General features: G+C 73.9%; 18 protein-coding genes. 13 read left to right on the top strand and 5 right to left on the bottom strand.

The genetic code is table 11. The features are described 5' to 3' along the window. The first annotated feature begins 6 nt into the window (after positions 1-6). The 4 genes from uvrA to BMZ50_RS15350 all read left to right on the top strand — a co-directional run bounded on the left by uvrA (position 7) and on the right by BMZ50_RS15350 (position 3,889). Positions 7-2,526, top strand: a complete 2,520-nt coding sequence (gene uvrA, locus BMZ50_RS15360; protein ID WP_091326168.1) for an excinuclease ABC subunit UvrA — start codon at positions 7-9, stop codon at positions 2,524-2,526. An 89-nt stretch (positions 2,527-2,615) separates the two neighbouring features. Further along, positions 2,616-2,771 carry a hypothetical protein gene (locus tag BMZ50_RS24265; protein WP_177212815.1) on the top strand — a complete coding sequence of 52 codons (156 nt, stop codon included), beginning with the start codon at positions 2,616-2,618 and terminating at the stop codon, positions 2,769-2,771. 170 nt (positions 2,772-2,941) lie between these two features. Then, the gene (locus BMZ50_RS15355) at positions 2,942-3,115 is read left to right on the top strand and encodes a zinc transporter permease (RefSeq protein ID WP_091326166.1); all 174 of its coding nucleotides are present in this window, start codon (positions 2,942-2,944) and stop codon (positions 3,113-3,115) included. 144 nt (positions 3,116-3,259) lie between these two features. After that, positions 3,260-3,889 carry a DsbA family protein gene (locus BMZ50_RS15350; RefSeq protein ID WP_218146277.1) on the top strand — a complete coding sequence of 210 codons (630 nt, stop codon included), beginning with the start codon at positions 3,260-3,262 and terminating at the stop codon, positions 3,887-3,889. 35 nt (positions 3,890-3,924) lie between these two features. On the opposite strand, the gene BMZ50_RS15345 is transcribed toward BMZ50_RS15350, so the two are convergent. Next, positions 3,925-5,022: a maleylacetate reductase gene (locus tag BMZ50_RS15345; protein ID WP_218146276.1), complete on the bottom strand. Its 1,098-nt coding sequence runs from the start codon at positions 5,020-5,022 to the stop codon at positions 3,925-3,927. A gap of 197 nt (positions 5,023-5,219) precedes the next feature. Between BMZ50_RS15345 and BMZ50_RS15340 the strand changes: the two genes are divergently transcribed. Continuing rightward, complete coding sequence (locus BMZ50_RS15340) at positions 5,220-5,462, top strand: hypothetical protein (RefSeq protein WP_091326164.1); 243 nt, start codon at positions 5,220-5,222, stop codon at positions 5,460-5,462. A 25-nt stretch (positions 5,463-5,487) separates the two neighbouring features. Here the strand turns inward: BMZ50_RS15340 and BMZ50_RS23750 are convergent, their stop codons facing one another. After that, the gene (locus BMZ50_RS23750; RefSeq protein WP_177212814.1) at positions 5,488-6,444 is read right to left on the bottom strand and encodes an AraC family transcriptional regulator; all 957 of its coding nucleotides are present in this window, start codon (positions 6,442-6,444) and stop codon (positions 5,488-5,490) included. Between the two features lie 253 nt (positions 6,445-6,697). Here BMZ50_RS23750 and BMZ50_RS15325 point away from each other — a divergent pair, with 253 nt between their 5' ends. The 8 genes from BMZ50_RS15325 to BMZ50_RS25170 all read left to right on the top strand — a co-directional run bounded on the left by BMZ50_RS15325 (position 6,698) and on the right by BMZ50_RS25170 (position 15,788). Then, a complete protein-coding gene (locus BMZ50_RS15325; protein ID WP_091326160.1) occupies positions 6,698-8,863 on the top strand; it encodes an amylo-alpha-1,6-glucosidase in 2,166 nt (721 codons plus the stop codon). Positions 8,864-9,260: 397 nt separating this feature from the next. Next, complete coding sequence (locus tag BMZ50_RS15315) at positions 9,261-9,968, top strand: class I SAM-dependent methyltransferase (protein WP_091326156.1); 708 nt, start codon at positions 9,261-9,263, stop codon at positions 9,966-9,968. Positions 9,969-10,214: 246 nt separating this feature from the next. Next, positions 10,215-11,261, top strand: coding sequence for an alcohol dehydrogenase catalytic domain-containing protein (locus BMZ50_RS15310; RefSeq protein WP_091326154.1), 1,047 nt, complete (start codon positions 10,215-10,217; stop codon positions 11,259-11,261). 384 nt (positions 11,262-11,645) lie between these two features. Beyond that, complete coding sequence (locus BMZ50_RS15305; RefSeq protein WP_091326152.1) at positions 11,646-12,098, top strand: MarR family winged helix-turn-helix transcriptional regulator; 453 nt, start codon at positions 11,646-11,648, stop codon at positions 12,096-12,098. Between the two features lie 175 nt (positions 12,099-12,273). Then, on the top strand, positions 12,274-13,416 hold the full coding sequence (locus BMZ50_RS15300) for an LLM class flavin-dependent oxidoreductase (protein WP_177212813.1): 1,143 nt from the start codon (positions 12,274-12,276) through the stop codon (positions 13,414-13,416). Positions 13,417-13,475: 59 nt separating this feature from the next. Beyond that, complete coding sequence (locus BMZ50_RS15295; protein WP_091326147.1) at positions 13,476-14,450, top strand: ABC transporter substrate-binding protein; 975 nt, start codon at positions 13,476-13,478, stop codon at positions 14,448-14,450. 44 nt (positions 14,451-14,494) lie between these two features. After that, on the top strand, positions 14,495-15,259 hold the full coding sequence (locus BMZ50_RS15290) for an SDR family NAD(P)-dependent oxidoreductase (RefSeq protein WP_245753669.1): 765 nt from the start codon (positions 14,495-14,497) through the stop codon (positions 15,257-15,259). 37 nt (positions 15,260-15,296) lie between these two features. Continuing rightward, positions 15,297-15,788: an alpha/beta hydrolase gene (locus BMZ50_RS25170; RefSeq protein WP_091326143.1), complete on the top strand. Its 492-nt coding sequence runs from the start codon at positions 15,297-15,299 to the stop codon at positions 15,786-15,788. Here BMZ50_RS25170 and BMZ50_RS24260 read toward each other — a convergent pair. The 3 genes from BMZ50_RS24260 to BMZ50_RS15270 are packed head-to-tail and all read right to left on the bottom strand — an operon-like array spanning position 15,688 to position 18,730. Further along, positions 15,688-16,593: a DMT family transporter gene (locus BMZ50_RS24260; protein ID WP_177212812.1), complete on the bottom strand. Its 906-nt coding sequence runs from the start codon at positions 16,591-16,593 to the stop codon at positions 15,688-15,690. The two genes, BMZ50_RS25170 and BMZ50_RS24260, sit on opposite strands and share 101 nt — an antisense overlap. Next, positions 16,590-18,044: an MFS transporter gene (locus BMZ50_RS15275; protein ID WP_091326139.1), complete on the bottom strand. Its 1,455-nt coding sequence runs from the start codon at positions 18,042-18,044 to the stop codon at positions 16,590-16,592. The genes BMZ50_RS24260 and BMZ50_RS15275 overlap by 4 nt, the downstream gene beginning before the upstream one ends. Beyond that, positions 18,041-18,730: a class II aldolase/adducin family protein gene (locus BMZ50_RS15270; protein WP_091326137.1), complete on the bottom strand. Its 690-nt coding sequence runs from the start codon at positions 18,728-18,730 to the stop codon at positions 18,041-18,043. The genes BMZ50_RS15275 and BMZ50_RS15270 overlap by 4 nt, the downstream gene beginning before the upstream one ends. Between the last annotated feature and the right edge of the window lie 45 nt (positions 18,731-18,775).

Genomic DNA, 18,775 nt, shown 5'->3' with positions numbered 1-18,775 from the left:
AAGCCGATGACGGCCGCCGAGGTGGTCGAGGCGGCCGCGCCCCCCGTCCCCGATTCGTTCGTGCGTGTGCGGGGCGCCCGCGAGCACAACCTGCGGGACGTGGACGTCGACGTCCCCCGCGACGAGCTCGTCGCCTTCACCGGCGTCTCCGGGTCGGGCAAGTCCTCCCTCGCGTTCGGCACGATCTACGCGGAGGCGCAGCGGCGGTACTTCGAGTCGGTGGCGCCGTACGCCCGTCGTCTGCTGAACCAGGCCGGCGTCCCCCAGGTCGACGACATCACCGGCCTGCCGCCGGCGGTGGCCCTCCAGCAACGGCGCGGGGCGCCCAGCTCACGCTCCACCGTCGGCACGTTGACGACGCTGTCGAACTCGCTGCGGATGCTGTTCTCCCGCGCGGGGTCCTATCCACCGGACGCGACGGGGGTCCTGGACTCCGACTGGTTCTCCCCGAACACAGCGGTCGGTGCCTGCCGGGAGTGCTCGGGGCTGGGCTCGGTGCACGAGGTCACCGAGCAGACGCTCGTCCCGGACCCCTCGCTGAGCATCCGGGACCGGGCGGTGGCCGCCTGGCCCGGTGCCTGGCACGGGCAGAACCTGCGCGACATCCTCGTCACGCTGGGGCACGACATCGACCGGCCGTGGCAGGACCTGCCGCAGGAGGAGCGCGACTGGATCCTGTTCACCGACGAGCAGCCCACCGTCGACATCCGCCCCGACCGGGCGGCGGTGCAGGCCGACTACACGTACCGCGGCACGTTCTCCAGCGCCCGCCGGCACGTGCTGCACACGCTGGCCAACTCGACCAGCCCGGCCATGCGGGAGCGGGCGCTGCGGCACGTGCAGACCGTCGACTGCCCGGTGTGCAACGGAGCGCGGCTGCGGCCCGAGGCGCTGGCGGTCACCTTCGCCGGCCGCACCATCGCCGAGCTCGCCCGGCTACCGGTGAACGAGCTGGCCGCGGTGCTGCTGCACACCGCCGAGCTCACCGACCCGGACGCGGCGTGGCTGTCGTCGGAGTCGGGCGAGACGACCGAGGTCGCGGTGCGGATCGCCCGGGACCTGCGGGAACGGATCATGGTGCTCGAGGAGCTGGGGCTGGGCTACCTGAGCCTGGACCGGACGACCACCACGCTGTCGCCCGGGGAGATGCAGCGGCTGCGGCTGGCCACCCAGCTGCGCGCCGGGCTCTTCGGGGTCGTCTACGTGCTCGACGAGCCCTCGGCCGGACTGCACCCGGCCGACGCCGAACCCCTGCTGGAGGTCCTGGATCGGCTGAAGAAGTCGGGCAACTCGCTGTTCGTCGTCGAGCACGACCTGGACGTCGTCCGCCGTGCGGACTGGGTGGTGGACGTCGGTCCCGGCGCGGGCCAGTACGGGGGCCGCGTGCTGTACAGCGGCCCGGTCGACCGGCTGGCCGGGGTGGACGAGTCGGTGACCCGCCGGTTCCTGTTCGGGGAGGAGCGTCCGCCGGTGCGCCCGGCGCGGCAGCCGTGCGGCTGGCTGCACCTGCGCGGGATCACCCGGCACAACCTGCGCGACGTGGACGCCGACGTCCCGCTGGGGGTGTTCACCGCAGTGACCGGGGTGTCCGGCTCGGGCAAGTCCACGCTCGTCACCCAGGTGCTGGCCGACGTGGTGGCCCGGCGGCTGGGGGTCCGCTCCGCCGAGGACGACGACACCGGAGAGGACGGACCGGACGCGGGGATGGCGGTCGAGGCCGAGGGCGTCGAGGCCTTCGACCGGCTCGTGCGGGTGGATCAGAAGCCGATCGGCCGGACCCCGCGCTCCAACCTGGCCACCTACACCGGCATGTTCGACGCCGTCAGGAAGCTCTTCGCCGGCACCGAGGAGGCGCGGCGCCGCGGGTATACGGCGGGCCGGTTCTCCTTCAACGTGGCCGGTGGGCGGTGCGAGACCTGCCAGGGCGAGGGGTTCGTCGCCGTCGAGCTGCTGTTCCTGCCCGGGACCTATGCGCCCTGCCCGACCTGCCACGGCGCCCGGTACAACCCCGAGACGCTGGCGGTGACCTGGCACGGGAAGAACATCGCCGAGGTGCTCGCGTTGACCGTGGACGAGGCGGCGGAGTTCCTTGCCGAGGTCCCCGCGGCGGCCCGCAGCCTGACCACGCTGCAGGAGGTCGGGCTCGGCTACCTGCGGCTGGGCCAGCCGGCGACGGAACTCTCCGGCGGGGAGGCGCAGCGCATCAAGCTGGCCACCGAGCTGCAACGGGGGCGGCGCGGGCACGCCCTCTACGTCCTGGACGAGCCGACCACCGGACTGCACCCGGCCGACGTCGCGCTGCTGCTGCGCCAGCTGCACCGGCTGGTCGACCAGGGCAACACCGTGGTCGCGGTGGAGCACGAGATGGACGTCGTCGTCAGCGCCGACTGGGTCATCGACCTGGGGCCGGGCGGGGGCGACGCGGGCGGCCGGATCGTGGCCGTGGGTCCGCCGGCGGAGGTGGCGCGCACGGAGGGGAGCCGGACGGCGCCCTACCTGGCGGCGCGGCTGGCCCGGGCGCGCTGAGCACGAGGACGGCGTCGCGCGCTCCGGCGCGCTCCTCCCGTGGGGGCATAGGCTCGCTGCTCCACCACCTTCGACGCCCGGAGGTCCCCGTGCTCCGCTTCCTCGGCCTGCTGCTGGTCCTGTGGCTGGCCCTCACGGTCATCGGTGCCGTGATCAAGGGCTTGTTCTGGCTCGTCGTGGTGGGCCTGGTCCTCGTCGTCGCCACCGCCGTGTTCGGGTGGGGGAAGCGCGACCACCGGGTCTGACCACGCGGGCGGTTCGCCGTCCGCGCCAAGCCGTGACACCCCCGCGAGCGCCGAGTAGCGTTCCTCGTGGTGGGGACCACGGGAGCACACCGGTCCGCCCCATCCGCCGCTGCGCCCTCCCGATCTCCGGCCGGCTGCGCAGCGCACTCCACTGCGAGGAGGCGGCACACGTGACCACGTCGGCACGATGCAGCCAGCAGGAGTCGGGCGAGCACCCGCACGTCCATGGTGAGGGCTGCGGCCACGAGGCCGTCCAGCACGATGACCACGTCGACTACGTCCACGACGGGCAGCGGCACGCCAGCCACGAGGGCCACTACGACGTGCACAGCGGCACGGGCTGATCCCGCTCCGGCTGGCGGGCCGTCGGCGTCCGGATCGGCCCGCTCACCCACCGTGTCCCACGCCAGGGATCGGCCTCGGTGCCGGTTTGCCCCGGCGCGCGGGGGGCAGGTCCGAGTGGAACGCCCGGCACCGAGGAGGGCACCGTGAGACTGCCGATCCCGATCTCCGCACTGCTCCTGCTGGCCCTGGCGCGGGCCGCGCCCGGCGGGAGCGCCCCCGCCGCGCCGCCCCGGGTCCCGGCCGGCAGCACGCCCGACGGGGACGGCGTCGTGGTGAGCGCCGGGCCGGTCGTGGTGGACGCCTACATCGACTTCCAGTGCCCGTTCTGCCGGGCCTTCGAGATGTCGTCCGGGGACGCGCTGCGGGCCATGGCCGCCGACGGGCTGATCACCCTGATCTACCACCCGATGGACTTCCTGGACCAGGCCTCGACGAACCACTACTCGTCGCGCGCCGCGTCCGCGTCGGGGTGCGCCTCCGATGCCGGCGGGTTCAGCCCGTACGCCCAGGCGCTGTTCGCCAACCAGCCCCCGGAGGGTGGGCCGGGCCTCACCGACGAGGAGCTGGTGGAGCTGGGCCTCGCGCTGGGACTGAGCGACCCGGCCTTCGTCCAGTGCGTGCCGGCCCACGCCTACGTGCCGTGGGCCGACTACGTCACGCAGCGGGCGCTGGCGCGCGGGGTCAGCGGCACCCCCACCACGCTGGTCGCGGGCGTGCCGGTGCCGGCCAACGCCGGGGCGATCGCCGCGGCGGTGGCGGCGGTCGTCCGCTGACCTCACCCTGGTGCCGGCGGCGGAGCTGCGGGCGGCTACGACCCGGTCGGCGGCTCGCCGGCCCAGGCGGCGCGCAGCAGGGCCTCGACGCCGTCGCGGGTGACCGGGCGGGGGTTGGCGTACGGGTTGGCCACCGCGAGCCCGGCGATCCGCGGGACGTCCTCCTCGGCCATGCCGAGCTCGGCCAGCGACCGTGGGGCGCCCAGCCGGCCGGCCAGTTCCCACAGCTCCCGGGCCGGATCGGCCGCGCCGCCCAACGCCCGGGACAGCGCGGCGACCGCCTGCGGCGCGGCCGGGGCGTTGTAGGCCAGCGCATGCGGCAGCACCACGGTGTGCGTCTGCGCGTGCGGGAGGTCCAGCGTGCCGCCCAGGCTGTGGCACAGCTTGTGGTGCAGCGACATCGTGGTTGCCGCGAGCACCGCGCCGCACAACCACGCCCCGTACTGGGCCTCGGCGCGGGCGTCGAGGTCGGCACCGTCGTCGACGACCCGGGGCAGCGCCGCGGCCAGCGCCCGGGCGCCCTCCTCGGCCATCAGCGAGACGATCGGGGTCGCATCCGGCGCGTACAGCCCCTCCACCGCGTGCGCGATCGCGTTCATCCCGCTGGTCCCCGACAGCCCGGCCGGCAGCGAGACGGTCAGCTGCGGGTCGTACAGCACGCTGCGGGGCAGCACCCGCTCGTCCCGCCCGGTCCGCTTGGCCCCGCCCTCGGTCAGCCCCCACACCGGGGTCATCTCCGAGCCGGCGTAGGTGGTCGGCACCGCCACCACCGGCAGGCCGTGCTCCAGCGCGATCGCCTTGCCCAGCCCGATCGCCGACCCGCCCCCGACCGCCACGCACCCGTCGGCGCCCAGCTCGCCCGCCCGCTCGCGGGCGCGGCGGGCGACATCGACCGGCACGTGCATCCGCGCCTCGGCCAGCACCCCGGCCGCCCGCTCCCCCAGCGCCGCGGCCACCGCGTGCCCCGTGGCCTCCTGCTCCGGCGAGCACAGCACCAGCACCCGGCCCAGGCCCAGGCGCGCCACCTCGTCGGGCAGCTGCGCCAGCACCCCGGCGCCGAACAGCACCCGCATGGGCAGCGCCTGATAGGTGAACGCGAGGTTCGGCCGGCCCGTGGGCGGGGCGTCGGACATGTAGGGAGCTCCTCCTCGACGTCGTGGGGTGGCGTCCACGTGCGCGCGGGGCCACCGGTGACGGTCGGGGATGGTCTCACGCGACGGCACCGGGGTACCGGCTCGGGCGTTGTGCCCCCCGACCGTCTGAGCGAGCATGGACCTCGCCGGGCGACACCGACACCAGTCCGTACGAGCACCGTCCCGAGAGGACGCCGATGGACGCCGACAGCCCGACTGTCGCACTGCGCGAGGAGCTCCGGGTCGTGGAGGAGGAGCTGGCGCAGCTCCGCGAGGCCGCTGCCGACCTGCGCCGGCGGATCGGTGAGCGCTGGCACGAGCCCACCGACGCCGAGGAGAGGGCCTCGATGATCACCGCCGCGGAGGAGCAGGAGGCCTTCATCGCTGTGCTCGAGCAGCGGCGGGAGGACCTGCTCCGGAAGCTGGGCGAACGTCGCTGAGCGGAGCCGGGACGCCGGGGAGCGCTCAGCTGCGCAGGGTCTCGCCGGGCGTCCGGTCGTAGGTCTGCTGGTAGGCGGTGGCGAAGCGTCCGGTGTCGGCGAAGCCCCACCGGGCCGCGATGGCGGGCACGGTCTCCCGGCCCGCGGCGTCGGCGGCCTGGAGGTCCCGGTGCGCCCGTTCCATCCGCACCCGCCGGGCGTAGGCGGTCGGCGTCGTGTCCTGGTGACGCTGGAACGCCGCCTGCAGTCCCCGCGGCCCGATCCCCGAGGCGGACGCGATCTCGCTGAGGGTGGTCTCGCGGTCGGCGTTGGCCTCGATGAAGTCGATCGCGCGCCGGACCACCGCCGGCGCGGCGTGGTCCGGTGGGATGCGGCGGTGGGCGGCCAGCGTGGTGCTGGGGAACGTGTCGAGAGCCGCGGCGGCCAGCAGCTGGGTCAGCTGACCGACGACCAGGGGGGTGGCCGTGACGTCCGGGTCGCGCAGCACCGCGCCCACCAGGTACCGGACCACGTCGCTCCACTGCCTGCCGCGCTCCGGGGACATCGGCCGGACCCCGGTGAACCGGACCGGCGTGTCCTCGATGTCCGTGGTCTCGAGGGCGACCCGCTCGACGTCGGTGGTCTGCAGGCAGACGCACCCGACGTCGGTGTCCCCCCACAGCGCGCTCACCGCCTGGTGAGGGGGGAACAGCACGGACGTACCCGGGGAGACGACCACCTCGTCGCGTCCCACGCTCACCCGCATGACACCCTCGGAGGGCTGGAGGACGAGCAGGACGTCCGAGGGCTCGACGTTGTTGTCCGCGCTCATCGAGTACTGGAGCCGGGAGACGCCGCTGCGGCCCAGCTGAGTGTGCCTGCCGCGGAACCGGAAGTCCCTGCGGCTGTTCGTCTCCTCCGGCTGGTAGTCGCTGTAGACCGCCTGCAGCCAGTCGTGGGCCACGCCCGGGTCGGTCGTGGCGACCTCGCCCGTTCTCGTCATCGTGGGGGCTGGAGAGGACATGCTGTTCCCCGGGGTCGATCGCACGAGTCGCTGTGGGCTCCAGCACGCGGCGGACGCGGCCGCCTGCCGTCCACGATAGAGCCGATCCCGCCGGGAGGGTACGGCGGCGAGGAACCCCGCCGGGATCGTCCAACGGGGAGCGGGCGGCGCGGTTGAGGAGCCGGCGAGGGGGAAGCACGGACCACGCTGGCGCCGGAGGACCCGGCCCTGCACGCGCTGGCGAGGAGTCGCCATGACGCAGTCATCCCCTGCTGTAGCCGGCCCGATCCACGTCGATCCCGAGGAGGAGCCGCCCGCCCTCGCCGGGCAGTCGGTGACCCTGGTCGAGGGCTCCACCTTCGCCGTCTCGGGACGGTCGGGGGACATGAGCGCCGACGGCCCGGAGGGGTTGTTCTTCCGGGACGTCCGCCTGCTGTCCACCTGGAGGCTGCGGCTGGACGACCGGCCGCTGCAGGTCCTCGCCGTGCTGCCGCAGGAACCCTTCCGGACCGCCTTCCTGGGCCGCGTCCCACCGCAGTCGTCCTCGACCGAGTTGCTCGTGGAGCGCCGTCGCTACGTCGGGGAGGGGATGCGGGAGGACCTGCGGGTCCGCAACCTGGGCATGCAGACGGTGGCCACCCGGCTCCGACTGGACGTCGACAGCGACTTCGCCGACGTCTTCGCGGTCAAGGAGGGCCGGGTCCAGGAGCGCGGGGAGGTCTCGGTCAGCCTGGACGGCGACACGATCGTCCTCGGTTTCCGCAACGGTGCCCTGCACCTCGGGGTCCGGATCTCGGCCACCAGCGCGCAGGCGCACCGGGGTGGGCTCGCCTTCGACCTGCTCCTCCCGCCGCACAGCGACTGGGAGACCACCGTCATGGTCACCCCCGTCGTCGACGGCGAGGAGGTCGAGCCGACGTTCCCGGTCGGCCTCTCCGTGGAGGAGTCGCACCCGGCGCAGCGGCTGCGCCACTGGCGGGCGCGAACCCCTGGCGTGGAGACCGACGACGTCGAGCTGCTGCGGACCCTCCGGCAGTCCATGGAGGACCTCGGGGCACTGCGGCTCTTCGATCCCGAGGACCCCGACACCGTCGCCGTCGCGGCCGGCGCCCCGTGGTTCATGGCCCTCTTCGGCCGCGACTCCCTGCTGTCCTCCTACATGGCCCTCCCCCTCGACCCGACCCTTGCGCTGGGCACGATGCGGACGCTGGCGCGTTTGCAGGGGACGCAGACAGAACCGCGCACCGAGGAGCAGCCCGGCCGGATCCTGCACGAGACCCGGCTGGGTGCCGATTTCCCCCTGACCCGCGGCGGGGGCAACGTCTACTACGGGACCGCCGACGCCACTCCGCTGTTCGTGGTGCTGCTGGGCGAGCTGCGGCGGTGGAGCATCGCCTCCGAGCAGGTCGACGCACTGCTCCCCCACGCCGACCGGGCCCTGGCGTGGATCGAGCAGTACGGGGACCGGGACGGCGACGGGTTCGTCGAGTACCAGCGCAGCACCGAGGTGGGGCTGGTCCACCAGGGCTGGAAGGACTCCTGGGACGGCGTCAACTTCGCCGACGGCACCCTGGCCGAGACGCCGATCGCGCTCTGCGAGGTGCAGGCCTACGTGTACTCGGCCTACGTCGCACGCTCGCACTTCGCCTACGTCGCGGGGGACGACGCGGCGACCGAGCGCTGGGCAGCCAAGGCCGATGCGCTCAAGGCGGCGTTCAACGAGCGGTTCTGGCTGCCCGACCGCGGCTGGTTCGCCATCGCGCTGGACGGCGCCAAACGGCAGGTCGACGCGCTGACCTCCAACATCGGTCACTGCCTGTGGACGGGGATCGTCGACGAGGACAAAGCCGCGCGGGTCGCCGAGCACCTGATGTCGCCCGAGATGTTCACGGGCTGGGGCGTGCGGACCCTGGCCTCCTCGATGGGCCGCTTCAACCCGATGAGCTACCACAACGGGTCGGTCTGGCCGCACGACAGCGTGCTCGTCGCCACCGGGCTGATGCGCTACGGCTTCGTCGAGGAGGCCCAGCGGATCGGCGCCGGTCTGCTGGACGCGGCCACCGAGTTCGGCGGCCGGCTGCCGGAGCTCTTCTGCGGCTTCGACCGGTCGGAGTACCCGTCCCCGATCCCCTACCCGACGTCGTGCTCGCCCCAGGCGTGGGCGGCGGCCTCGCCCATCCAGGTCATGCGCATGCTGCTGCGGCTGGAGCCGCGGATGCCGCGTGGCGAGGTGTGGTTCGACCCGGCCTGGCCCGCGCGGTACGGCCGGTTGCGGATCCGCGACCTGCCACTGGGCGGCCACCGGGTCACCCTCGTCATCGACGGGGACCGGGCCGAGCTCGACGGCCTCCCGGAGGGCGTCCGGGTGATCCGCAGTCTCCGGACGCCCCTGCAGCCGGCCCGGCCGGAACGCGGTTGAGACCTTCGCGAGCGCGGCGGCCGGCGGAGCGCCGGCTCCCCGGCCGGCCCAGCGCCAGGACCGAGGTGAGCGCCGCGAGGGACGTCATGGAGATCCAGGCCGCCAGCGGCCACATCCACCACTCCATCGGATTCCCTTCGCCCGTCGCCGCCGTTGGCTGCGTGCTGTGTGCCGGGCCGCCCGCCCGGGGGAAGCGGGCGGCCCGGCACGGCACCACGGTGACGGCCGAGCGCGCCGGAACCCACCCCCACAGGCGGGAGTCGACGGCGGCCAACCTGGGGGCTTGCTCACGGGCTGTCATCGACTGACCTCGGGCTGACCGGCTCGGTCCGGCCTGATGTGACTCACCGCACTCGTCGCATCTCCGTTCGACGAGGCGGTATGCCACTCTGAGCCCGTGACAGGGTCGGCACGCGAGACCGTCCACCGCACAGAGGCCGTCCGGTCCTACGGGGGCCACGACATCCATGCCGCCCCGGGAGTGCACGAGTACGCCGTCGCACTGGTGCGCGCGGCACTTCCCGAGGGCGGGCGGATCCTCGAGGTCGGCGCCGGTTGCGGCGCCCTGGCGCTGCGGCTCCGCGACGCCGGCCTCGAGGTGGTGCCCACCGATCTCGACCCGCCCCACGAGTGGATCCACCGGCTCGATCTCGATGATCCGGAGTGGACGGAGGAGACCCGCGGCCCCTTCGACATGGTCGTGTGCGTCGAGACGCTGGAGCACGTGGAGAATCCCCGCCAGGTGCTGCGCTCGATCCGGTCACTGCTCCCGGTCGGCGGCAAGCTCCTGGTGAGCACCCCGAACGTGACGCACCCGCATTCGCGGTTGAAGATGCTGCTCCTGGGCGCCCCGTACATCTTCGGGCCCGACCACTACTACCGGCCCGGGCACATCACGATCCTGCCGGACTGGATGCTGACCGAGCACATCCGCCTGGCCGGGTTCGAGCGCATCGAGGTCACGCGGGGCGGTGACACCTTCTACCGCGGCCTGCGGCGGCTGGTCCATCGGATCGAGATCGCCCTGCTCACCGTCATCGGCGTACGGCAGCGGGCGCACCAGGGCGAAGGGGTGTGCACGTTCGTCACCGCCGTCGCGGCCTGACCGTCGATCGGGCCGGCTCGCCGGGCCCGTAGAAGTGGCCGGGTCGAGGAGCGAGAGCGGGGTCCGCGCCGTCGCGGGCCGGAGCCGGGCATCGGTCAGTCCCCGCAGGAGCAGGGCCGGCCGCGGGGGCCTGCTCATTTTGCGACAGTCGGCGCCCCGGCGGCGCCCTACCGTCGACGCACCGAACCGGCAGGGCCGGGTCGCCCGACCCGGCCGCCACCATCGGGCTCACCGGAGGTGCGGAAGATGAAGGCGCTCGTCTACCACGGACCGGGGAACAAGGCCTGGGAGGACGTTCCCGACGCGACGATCCAGGAGCCGACGGACGTGGTCGTCCGGGTGGACACGACGACGATCTGCGGCACCGACCTGCACATCCTGCACGGCGACGTGCCCGCGGTGACCGACGGCCGGATCCTCGGGCATGAGGCGGTGGGCACCATCACCGAGATCGGAGACGCCGTTCGCGGCTTCGCCGTCGGGGACCGCGTCCTGGTACCGGCGATCACCAAGTGCGGCCGCTGCGACTACTGCCAGCGCGGCATGCCGTCGCACTGCCAGACGGTCGGTGGCATCGGCTGGATCTTCGGCCACCTCGTCGACGGGACCCAGGCCGAGCTGGTCCGGGTGCCCTATGCCGACACCTCGCTGTACCGGGTCCCCGGCACCGTCACCGACGAGCAGGCGATCTTCCTGGCCGACTCGCTGCCGACGGGCTACGAGGTGGGCGTGCTGGCCGGCAACGTGCGGCCGGGGCACACGGTCGCCGTGGTGGGCACCGGCGCGGTCGGCCTGGCGGCGGTCCTCACGACGGGTCTGTGGGGCGCCTTCCGGGTGATCGCCGTGGACACCAACAAGTTCCGGCTGCAGAAGGCCCTCGAGTTCGGCGCCACCGACGCGGTCGAGGCCGGTCCGGGCGCGGTCGACGAGGTGCGGGCGCTGACCGACGGGCTCGGCGTCGACGTCGCGATCGAGGCGGTCGGCTACCCGCAGACGCTGCGCACGGCCGCCGCGCTGGTCCGCCCCGGCGGCACGATCGCCAACATCGGCGTCCACGGCGTCCCCGTGGAGCTGCCGATGCAGGAGATGTGGATCCAGAACGTCACGCTCACCATGGGCCTGGTGGACACCGTCTCCATCCCCACCCTGCTGCGGATGGTGGCCAGCGGCCGGATCCCGGCGGAGAAGATGGGCACCCACGCGTTCACCTTCGGGCAGATGGACGAGGCCTACGACGTGTTCGCGAACGCCGCGGCCAACGAGGCGCTCAAGGTGGTCATCACGCCGAGCTGACGATGCGCGACCGGGGACGGTCAGGCGCGGCACGTATCTGCACCCAGCCGCAGACGATCGCCGACCACGTCGACGTCTCCGCCCTGCCCGGCTCCGCCGGCCGTCCTCAGCGTCGGCCGGCCAAGCGGGCCTCCGCCGCCGGGGGCGGACCAGGCCGGACCGGCCGGGACGGTGAGCAGCGCAGCGAACGTCGCCGCGGCGGCGACACGGGCAGTGCGGGAGGGCACGGGCATTCCTCGGCTGGGAAGTGGTGCGTGGTTGCGACGCGACGACGCTAGGAATGCCGGGCGGCCGGGCGCCGTGCGCTGCGCGACCGTCCCGTGACCGTGCGGTGAAGCTTCGCCGAACCCGCCGCGAGATCACCCCGCTCCCTAGACTGACCCCGTGGCGACGAGCGCAGACGCCGAGGCCCCGGCCGTCGCGCCCCACCTCGCGCACCTTCCCGGCCACCTGATCCGCCGAGCCGGGCAGGTGCACAACGAGATGTGGACGCGCCACGTCTCGGGCACGGTGTCGTCGGTGCAGTACGCGGTCGTGTCGACGCTCGCCCGCCACGAGCCGCTCGACCAGGCCAGCATCGCGCGGCTGATCGTCCTCGACCCGGCCAGCACGCACGCCGTCGTCCACCGGCTCAAGGACGCCGGCCACCTCACCATGGAACGCTCCGCCCAGGACGGGCGCCGCTTCGAGCTGCGGCTCACCGAGTCGGGCCGGCGCCTGCACGCCGACCTCGAGCCGCGGGTGGAGCGGCTGCGCCAGGCGTTCGAGGCTCGGCTCCCTCCGGACAAGACAGCGGTGTTCCTCCGGCTCCTCGAGGAGTTCGTCGCCACTGACTGAGCGGCTCGCCGTCGAGAAGGTTTCTTGACGTACGAACTTTCCTGCCGATTGAATGAGCCACGTCACATCCCGCCGGGGGCGCGCACCTCGTCCGGTGGGGACACGGCCCCGGTCGGCGCACCCTCGCGCTCTGACGTGCCGTCCGAGCCTGCCCAGATCCCGAAGGGGAACGACGATGTCCTCAGAGCCGGCCGCGCAGGATCCCCAGCAGGACCTGGAGTTCGGTCTCTTCGACTGGATCGACGCGCACACCGGGGTGCCGACGGCGCAGACCTACGACGCCCGGCTGCGCGTGCTGGCGGAGGCCGACCGCGGCGGGTTCAGCACGTACCACATCGCCGAGCACCACGGCACGCCGCTGGGCCTGGCGCCCTCGCCGTCGGTGTTCATCGCCGCCGCCGCCCGGGAGACCGAGCGCATCCGGCTGGCCCCCACCACCTTCATCGTCCCGCTCTACGACCCCCTGCGGCTGGTGCAGGAGATCGCCATGCTCGACCAGCTCAGCCACGGGCGGCTGGACGTCGGTGTGGGCAAGGGCTCCTCGCCCATCGAGGCGGCGATGTACGGGCTGACCCCTCAGGACACCGCCGAGCGCTTCGAGGCGCTGTTCCCGGCCATCGTCGCCGCGATGGAGAGCGGCCGGTTCCGCCGCCCGGGTGCCGAGGGGACGGCGGCCGAGGAGATCGAGCTGCACGTGCCGGTGTACCAGCGTCCGCATCCGCCGCTGTGGTACCCGACGTCGAACGCCGACTCGATCCCACGGTTGGGCGACGAGGGCTACAACGTGCTGTTCGGGTTCGGCTTCGCCTCCCCGCCGCTCGAGGTGGTCCGCGAGCAGAGCCGGATCTTCTTCGCCCACTTCCGCGAGTCCGCGGCCCGCGGCGAGGTCCGCTACAGCCTGCCGGGCCGGACGCCGCGCTTCGGCATGCTGCGGCACGTCGTCGTGGCGGCGAGCGACCGGGAGGCAGCCGCGATCGCCCGGTCCGCCTTCGCCGACCACTACACGAGCTTCACCCACCTGTGGCGCCTGCACGGCAGCAACAGGTTCACCGGCCCGGCGGACTTCGACCAGCTGGTCGCCGAGCGCAAGCTGTTCGTCGGGTCGCCGGAGACCGTCGCCGCCCAGGTCACCGAAGCCGTGACGGTCGGCGGGATCAACTACCTCGCCGGCGCCTTCGCCTGGGGCTCCCTCGACGTCGGGACGGTCCTCTCCTCCGTGCGGCTGTTCCGCGACGAGGTCATCCCTGCGGTGCGGTCGGAGACCGCGGGCCCGGCCGGGCTCGCGGCGTCGGTCGCGGGTTCGGCAACCCCCGCCTGACCGGGCACCGCTCCCCGTACCGGGCGATCCCCCATCCTCCCAGCGTCGAGAGGCTCTCCATGTCCCGCCTGCGCCTGACCGTCCTGCTGTCCTGCTCGGTGCTGCTCGCCGCCTGCGGCGGAAGCGGCGACGGTGAGCCGACCGGTGCCGGCTCGAGCGGCTCACCCCGCTCGGTGACGGTCGGGGTCATCCCCATCGCCGACGTGGCCCCCCTGCACCTCGGGGTCGAACAGGGCTTCTTCGAGGACCGCGGCCTGGACGTGGAGCTGGTCCCCGGCCAGGGTGGCGCGGCGCTCATCCCCGCCGTGGTGAGCGGGGAGCAGGACTTCGCCTTCAGCAACACGCTGTCCCTGATGGTCGCGCAGGAGGCCGGCCTGCCGATCCGGGTGGTCGCCCCGGGGAACGCGTCGACCGGCGACCCCGAGGACGACTTCGCCTGCGTGCTCGTGCCCGCGGGCAGCCCGCTGCAGTCCCTGGCCGACCTGCCCGGGACCCGGGTGAGCACCAACACCCTGAACAACATCAACGTCGCGGTCATCCGCGACCTGGTCGACCGCGCGGGCGCCGACTCCTCGGCCATCGAGTTCCTCGAGATCGCCCACCCCGACGTCCCCCAGGCCGTCGGCAGCGGCCAGGTCGACGCGGCGGTGGCGGTCGAGCCGTTCAAGACCATCGCGCTCCAGCAGGGCGGCCGCTGCCTCTCCAGCGTCTTCGCCGAGGCTCAGGACGACCCGCTGCTCATCGGCGCCTACTTCACGACGGCGGAGACCGCCCAGTCCGACCCGGAGTTGGTGGATGCCTTCGTGGAGGGCCTGCGGGAGTCCTTCGCCTACGCGACGGAGAACCCGGACGAGGCGCGGCGGATCCTCGGCACCTACACCCAGCTCAGCCCGGAACTGACCGAGGCGATCACGCTGACCGGGTGGCCGCAGGACCTCGAGACGGGGTCCTTCGAGTACATGTCCGAGATCGGGGCCCGCTACGGCAGCCTCACCGAGCCCGCCGACCTGGACGCCCTCCTGCCGGCTGCCTGAGCGGGATCGACATGGCGACACGAGAACGAGGAGAGGACGTCGACGTGGACCGGCCCAGTGCACTCCACAGCACCGTCGAACCGGGGACGGTCGTCCTCGTCACCGGGGGGGCCCGGGGCATCGGCGCGTCGCTGGCCCGGCATCTCGCGGCCGAGGGGGCGGCCGTCGTCGCCGCCGACGTCGTGGATGCGGAGTGGGACGCGGACGGTCTGGGCGTCACCCACGTCCGGACCGACGTGAGCGACGAGGCGTCGTGGCGCCATCTGGTGACCACGGCGCTGGACCGGCACGGCCGGATCGACGCGCTCGTCAACAACGCCGCCGTCTACCAGGGACTCGGGGCGAAGCGGGCGTTCACGGACATCTCCGTCGAGGAGTGGGACCGCGTGATGGCGGTGAACACCCGAGGCGTCTGGCTCGGGATGCGCGCGGTGCACCCGGCCATGAAGCGGCAGGGGCACGGCCGCGTGGTCAACATCGCGTCGTCCACCGTGCACATGGGTGTCCCCTACTTCGCGCACTACACCGCCTCCAAGGGGGCGGTCATCGCGCTGACCCGAAGCGTGGCCCGTGAGGTGGGCCAGGACGGCATCACCGTCAACGCGATCGCACCGGGGATCGTCGAGACCGAGGCCACGCTGGCCCTCAACGACGACGCCTACCTGGCGGCCGCCGCCGGGCGACGCGCCGTCCCCCGGCGGATGGAACCCACCGACCTCTGCCCTGCGGTCTCGTTCCTGTGCTCCCGGGGCAGCGGCTTCATCACCGGGCAGACCCTGATCGTGGACGGCGGCATGGCCTTCAGCTGAGGCCCTCCCGGCAGCGCCCCACCACCACGGAGGAGACATGACGACGTCACGTGCCCCGGGAACCGCTCTCCAGGACGGCGGCGGGGAAACGACGGCGGAGGGCGTGACCGTGCACCGCGACGTCGTCTACGCCACGGTCGACGGGCTGGACCTGCGGCTGGACCTGTACCTGCCCGACATGCGTCCGGCGCCCGCGTGCGTGTGGCTGCACGGCGGTGGCTGGATGCGGGGCTCGCGGACCGACCGGGCCGAGCAGCGCCTCGTCCCCATGGCCCGCAGCCGGGTGGCGGTGGCCGCCGTCCAGTGCCGGCTCAGCGGGCAGGCGACCTTCCCGGCACCGCTGGACGACGCCCGGGCGGCGGTCCGGTGGCTGCGGGCGCACGCCGCCGAACTGATCCCCGACGGGAGGCCGGCAGGGACCGCCGGTCTCAGCTCAGGACCAGCCCGGCCACGCCGGCGAGGACCAGCAGCGCGCCGATCCCGGTGGCGACACCGACGGTCTCGGCGCGGCGCAGGAACAGGACGCTGACCGGCAGCACGACGATCGGCAGGGCGGCGGAGATGACGACGGCGACCGCGACCGGGATGAACAGGCTGGCGGCGATGAGGCAGGTCTGCGCGCTGATGGTCAGCACCCCGGAGAGCAGCCAGAGCCGGCGGCCGACGGGATCCGCGCCGGCCACGACGGTGCGCAGCTTGCGCAGATCGGTGCTCACGAGCGTGTAGAGCAGGAGCCCGGCCGCGGCCCCCACCAGGCTGCCGACCACCGGCGCCGCCCAGTCCCGGACGCCCGCCCCCCGGGCCACGTTGCCCAGCCCGTACGCCGCGGCACCCAGCAGCGCCAGGCCGATCTCCGGAAACGGCAGGGACCGGCGGCGGCCCGCCGCGCGCTCCGCCGCGGCACCGCCCGCCCGCCGGGAGGTGAGGTAAAGCCCGGCGAGGACCAGGACGCCGCTGAGCACGGCCACCGGGGGCAGCGACTCGTCGAGCAGCACCCAGGCGGCCAGCGCCGCGAAGACGGGGTTGGTGATCTGCAGGGCGCTGGCCCGGGTCGGGCCGATGGTGGTCACGGACCGGAAGAAGAACCAGCGACCGAGGTAGGAGGTCAGCAGCCCGCCCAGCGCGAACAGCCCCACCGCGTCCCACTCGGGCGACAGCGACTGCCCGCCGACGGTGTACTGGCCGAGCACGATCAGCCCGGCGAACCCGACGTTGCTGGTCAGCGCCAGCAGGAAGCCGACGTCCTGGGGCACCCGCCGCGTCGCCGCACCGACCAGGAGCACGTTGGCGCTGAACAGCAGCAGCGACCCGACGGCCAGCGCCTCCCCGATCACCGCGGCGCCCCGGGATCCAGGGGGCGGCGCAGGCTGCGGTCGGCCAGCGTGACCGTGACCAGCACCGCGCCGACCGCGGTGAAGGCCCAGCCCAGCACGTGCAGGCCCGCGTCGTCCACGCCGTGGGCGTAGGCCAGGCCGGTGAGGCTCGTGGCGATCATCGCGCCGGTGTACTGGGCGGTGCGGGACAGCCCGGTCGCCGCCCCGACCTGCTCCGCGGGCGCGGCCCGGTAGACCATGACCTGGTTGGCCACCTGCCCCATCCCGTTCGGGAGCCCGAACACGGCGGCCACGCAGGCCAGCACGGCGACCGGCGTGCCCGCGTCCAGGACGGTGAGGGACAGGCTGCCGGCCAGCAGGCCCAGCGCCGGGACGAACAGCGGCCAGAACGGGCGGGGGCCCCGGACGGCGAACAGCGAGGCGACCGTGCCCACCGCCGACATGCCCAGCAGCACGAAGCCGGCCGCGCTCGCCGACAGGCCCCGCCCCTCCTGCAGCCACGGCGTGACCCCGAAGAGCACCCCGTAGACGACGAGGAAGGTGAGGACCACCCGCAGGTAGGTCACCACCAGCGGCGGGTTGCCGGCCAGCATCCGCACGTCGAGGAAGGGGCTGCGGGAGCGCAGCTCGGTGAGGACCAGCGCGAGCAGGCAGCCGGCCAGGCCGAGCACGACCGGCCACGGCGGGGCCGGCAGCGTGGTGAGGACGAGCATCAGCAGCACGACGGCGCCGCCGAACAGCGCGACTCCCGGCAGGTCCAGCACCCGCCAGGCGGGGAGCGTGCGGGCCCTCGGACGCGACCGCGGGAGGTAGCGCAGCCCCAGCGCGGTCACCAGGAGGCCGAGGGGCGCGTTGATCGCGAAGACCGCGCGCCAGCCCACCGTGTCCACCAGCACGCCGCCCAGCGGGGGGCCGACGGTCAGGGTGACCAGGCTCGCGGTGTTCAGCAGCCCGAGGGCCCGGGCCGGGGTCGGCACGCCCAGCCGGTCGGCCTGCTCCCGGACCATGGCCACCGCGGCGGGATAGGCGGCGCCGGTGCCGAGGCCGACGACGACCCGGGCGGCCACGAGCCAGCCGAAGGTGGGGGCGAGCGCGCCGATCAGGCCGGCGACCGCCACCAGCAGCCCGCCGGCCAGGAACACCCGGCGGGGACCGAACTGGTCCGCGAGCCGGCCGGCGACCGGCTGCCCGACGGCGCTGGCGACGTACATGACCGACACCAGCCAGGCGGTGGCGCCGGCCCCCACGGCGAACTCCCGCCCGATCGGCGCGAGCGCGGTGGCGATCATCGTGGAGTTCACCGGGTTCAGCACCGCGCCCGCGCACAGCGGCACCATGAGCCGGGGGCCGAGGTCCCGGGCACGCCGGTCGGCGGCCCGGGCGAGCCGGCGACGGTGCGCCGGGGCCGGCGCGGACTCGACCCCGGACCGCCGTGGCCCCGCCGCGCTCACCCCGGGAGCCGGCGGACCAGGTGATCCCAGACCGCGGCGACGGCGCGCTCGTTGTAGATGTGCTCCCGCTTGGCCAGGGACTCCTCCGGCGACGACCAGGTCGGCCAGCCACCGGCCGAGGCGGTCAGCAGCTGCTGCTGGCACGCGCGCTCCAGCAGCACCGCGGCGACCGTGGCGCCCTGCAGGGTCTCCCCCACCGCGACGATGCCGTGGTTGACGAGGAACACCGCCCGGGCCTCGCCGAGCGTCCGCGCCACCGCTCCCCCCAGCTCCCGGGTCAGGATCAGGTCGGCGGTGTCGGTGAAGCGCGGCACCGCGGGCGGGACGAAGTAGTTGGCCGCGTGGCTGACCGGCCGCAGCTCCTGCCCCGTGGCGGCCAGTGCCACCGCGTGGGGCGGATGGGTGTGCACCACCCCGCCGACGTCCGGCCGCGCCGCCATGATCTCGGTGTGGATCGGGTACTCGCTGTGCCGGGCCCCCTCGCCGGCCAGCACGCTGCCGTCCGGAGAGACCAGGTGCACCCGCTCCGGGGTGACCTCCTCGAGCCCCCACTCGGCCGACTTGATCCACACCCCCCGGCCCTCGGGATCACGTGCCGACGAGTGCCCCCAGATCAGGTCGGCGTGCCCGGCCGCAGCCAGGACGCGCGAGGACGTGGCGACGAGATCGCGGATCTCCGCGCTCATGGGGTGGGGTCTCCGTTCGGTCGGGGCCCCACGATCGGCGCGGGG

The sequence above is a fragment of the Geodermatophilus ruber genome (genome assembly GCF_900114385.1).
GTDB classification, from domain to species: Bacteria; Actinomycetota; Actinomycetes; order Mycobacteriales; family Geodermatophilaceae; genus Geodermatophilus; species Geodermatophilus ruber.
Note: the sequence above shows the minus strand (reverse complement) of the source record. Positions and strands in the feature narration are given on the sequence as shown.

What these genes read in the sequence shown, in the direction of transcription:
- uvrA (WP_091326168.1), top strand. Translation starts at nt 7, where the DNA reads ATGACGGCCGCCGAGGTGGTCGAGGCGGCCGCGCCCCCCGTCCCCGAT.
- BMZ50_RS15345 (WP_218146276.1), bottom strand. Translation starts at nt 5,022, where the DNA reads ATGTCCGACGCCCCGCCCACGGGCCGGCCGAACCTCGCGTTCACCTAT.
- BMZ50_RS15340 (WP_091326164.1), top strand. Translation starts at nt 5,220, where the DNA reads ATGGACGCCGACAGCCCGACTGTCGCACTGCGCGAGGAGCTCCGGGTC.
- BMZ50_RS23750 (WP_177212814.1), bottom strand. Translation starts at nt 6,444, where the DNA reads ATGACGAGAACGGGCGAGGTCGCCACGACCGACCCGGGCGTGGCCCAC.
- BMZ50_RS15325 (WP_091326160.1), top strand. Translation starts at nt 6,698, where the DNA reads ATGACGCAGTCATCCCCTGCTGTAGCCGGCCCGATCCACGTCGATCCC.
- BMZ50_RS15310 (WP_091326154.1), top strand. Translation starts at nt 10,215, where the DNA reads ATGAAGGCGCTCGTCTACCACGGACCGGGGAACAAGGCCTGGGAGGAC.
- BMZ50_RS15300 (WP_177212813.1), top strand. Translation starts at nt 12,274, where the DNA reads ATGTCCTCAGAGCCGGCCGCGCAGGATCCCCAGCAGGACCTGGAGTTC.
- BMZ50_RS15295 (WP_091326147.1), top strand. Translation starts at nt 13,476, where the DNA reads ATGTCCCGCCTGCGCCTGACCGTCCTGCTGTCCTGCTCGGTGCTGCTC.
- BMZ50_RS25170 (WP_091326143.1), top strand. Translation starts at nt 15,297, where the DNA reads ATGACGACGTCACGTGCCCCGGGAACCGCTCTCCAGGACGGCGGCGGG.
- BMZ50_RS15270 (WP_091326137.1), bottom strand. Translation starts at nt 18,730, where the DNA reads ATGAGCGCGGAGATCCGCGATCTCGTCGCCACGTCCTCGCGCGTCCTG.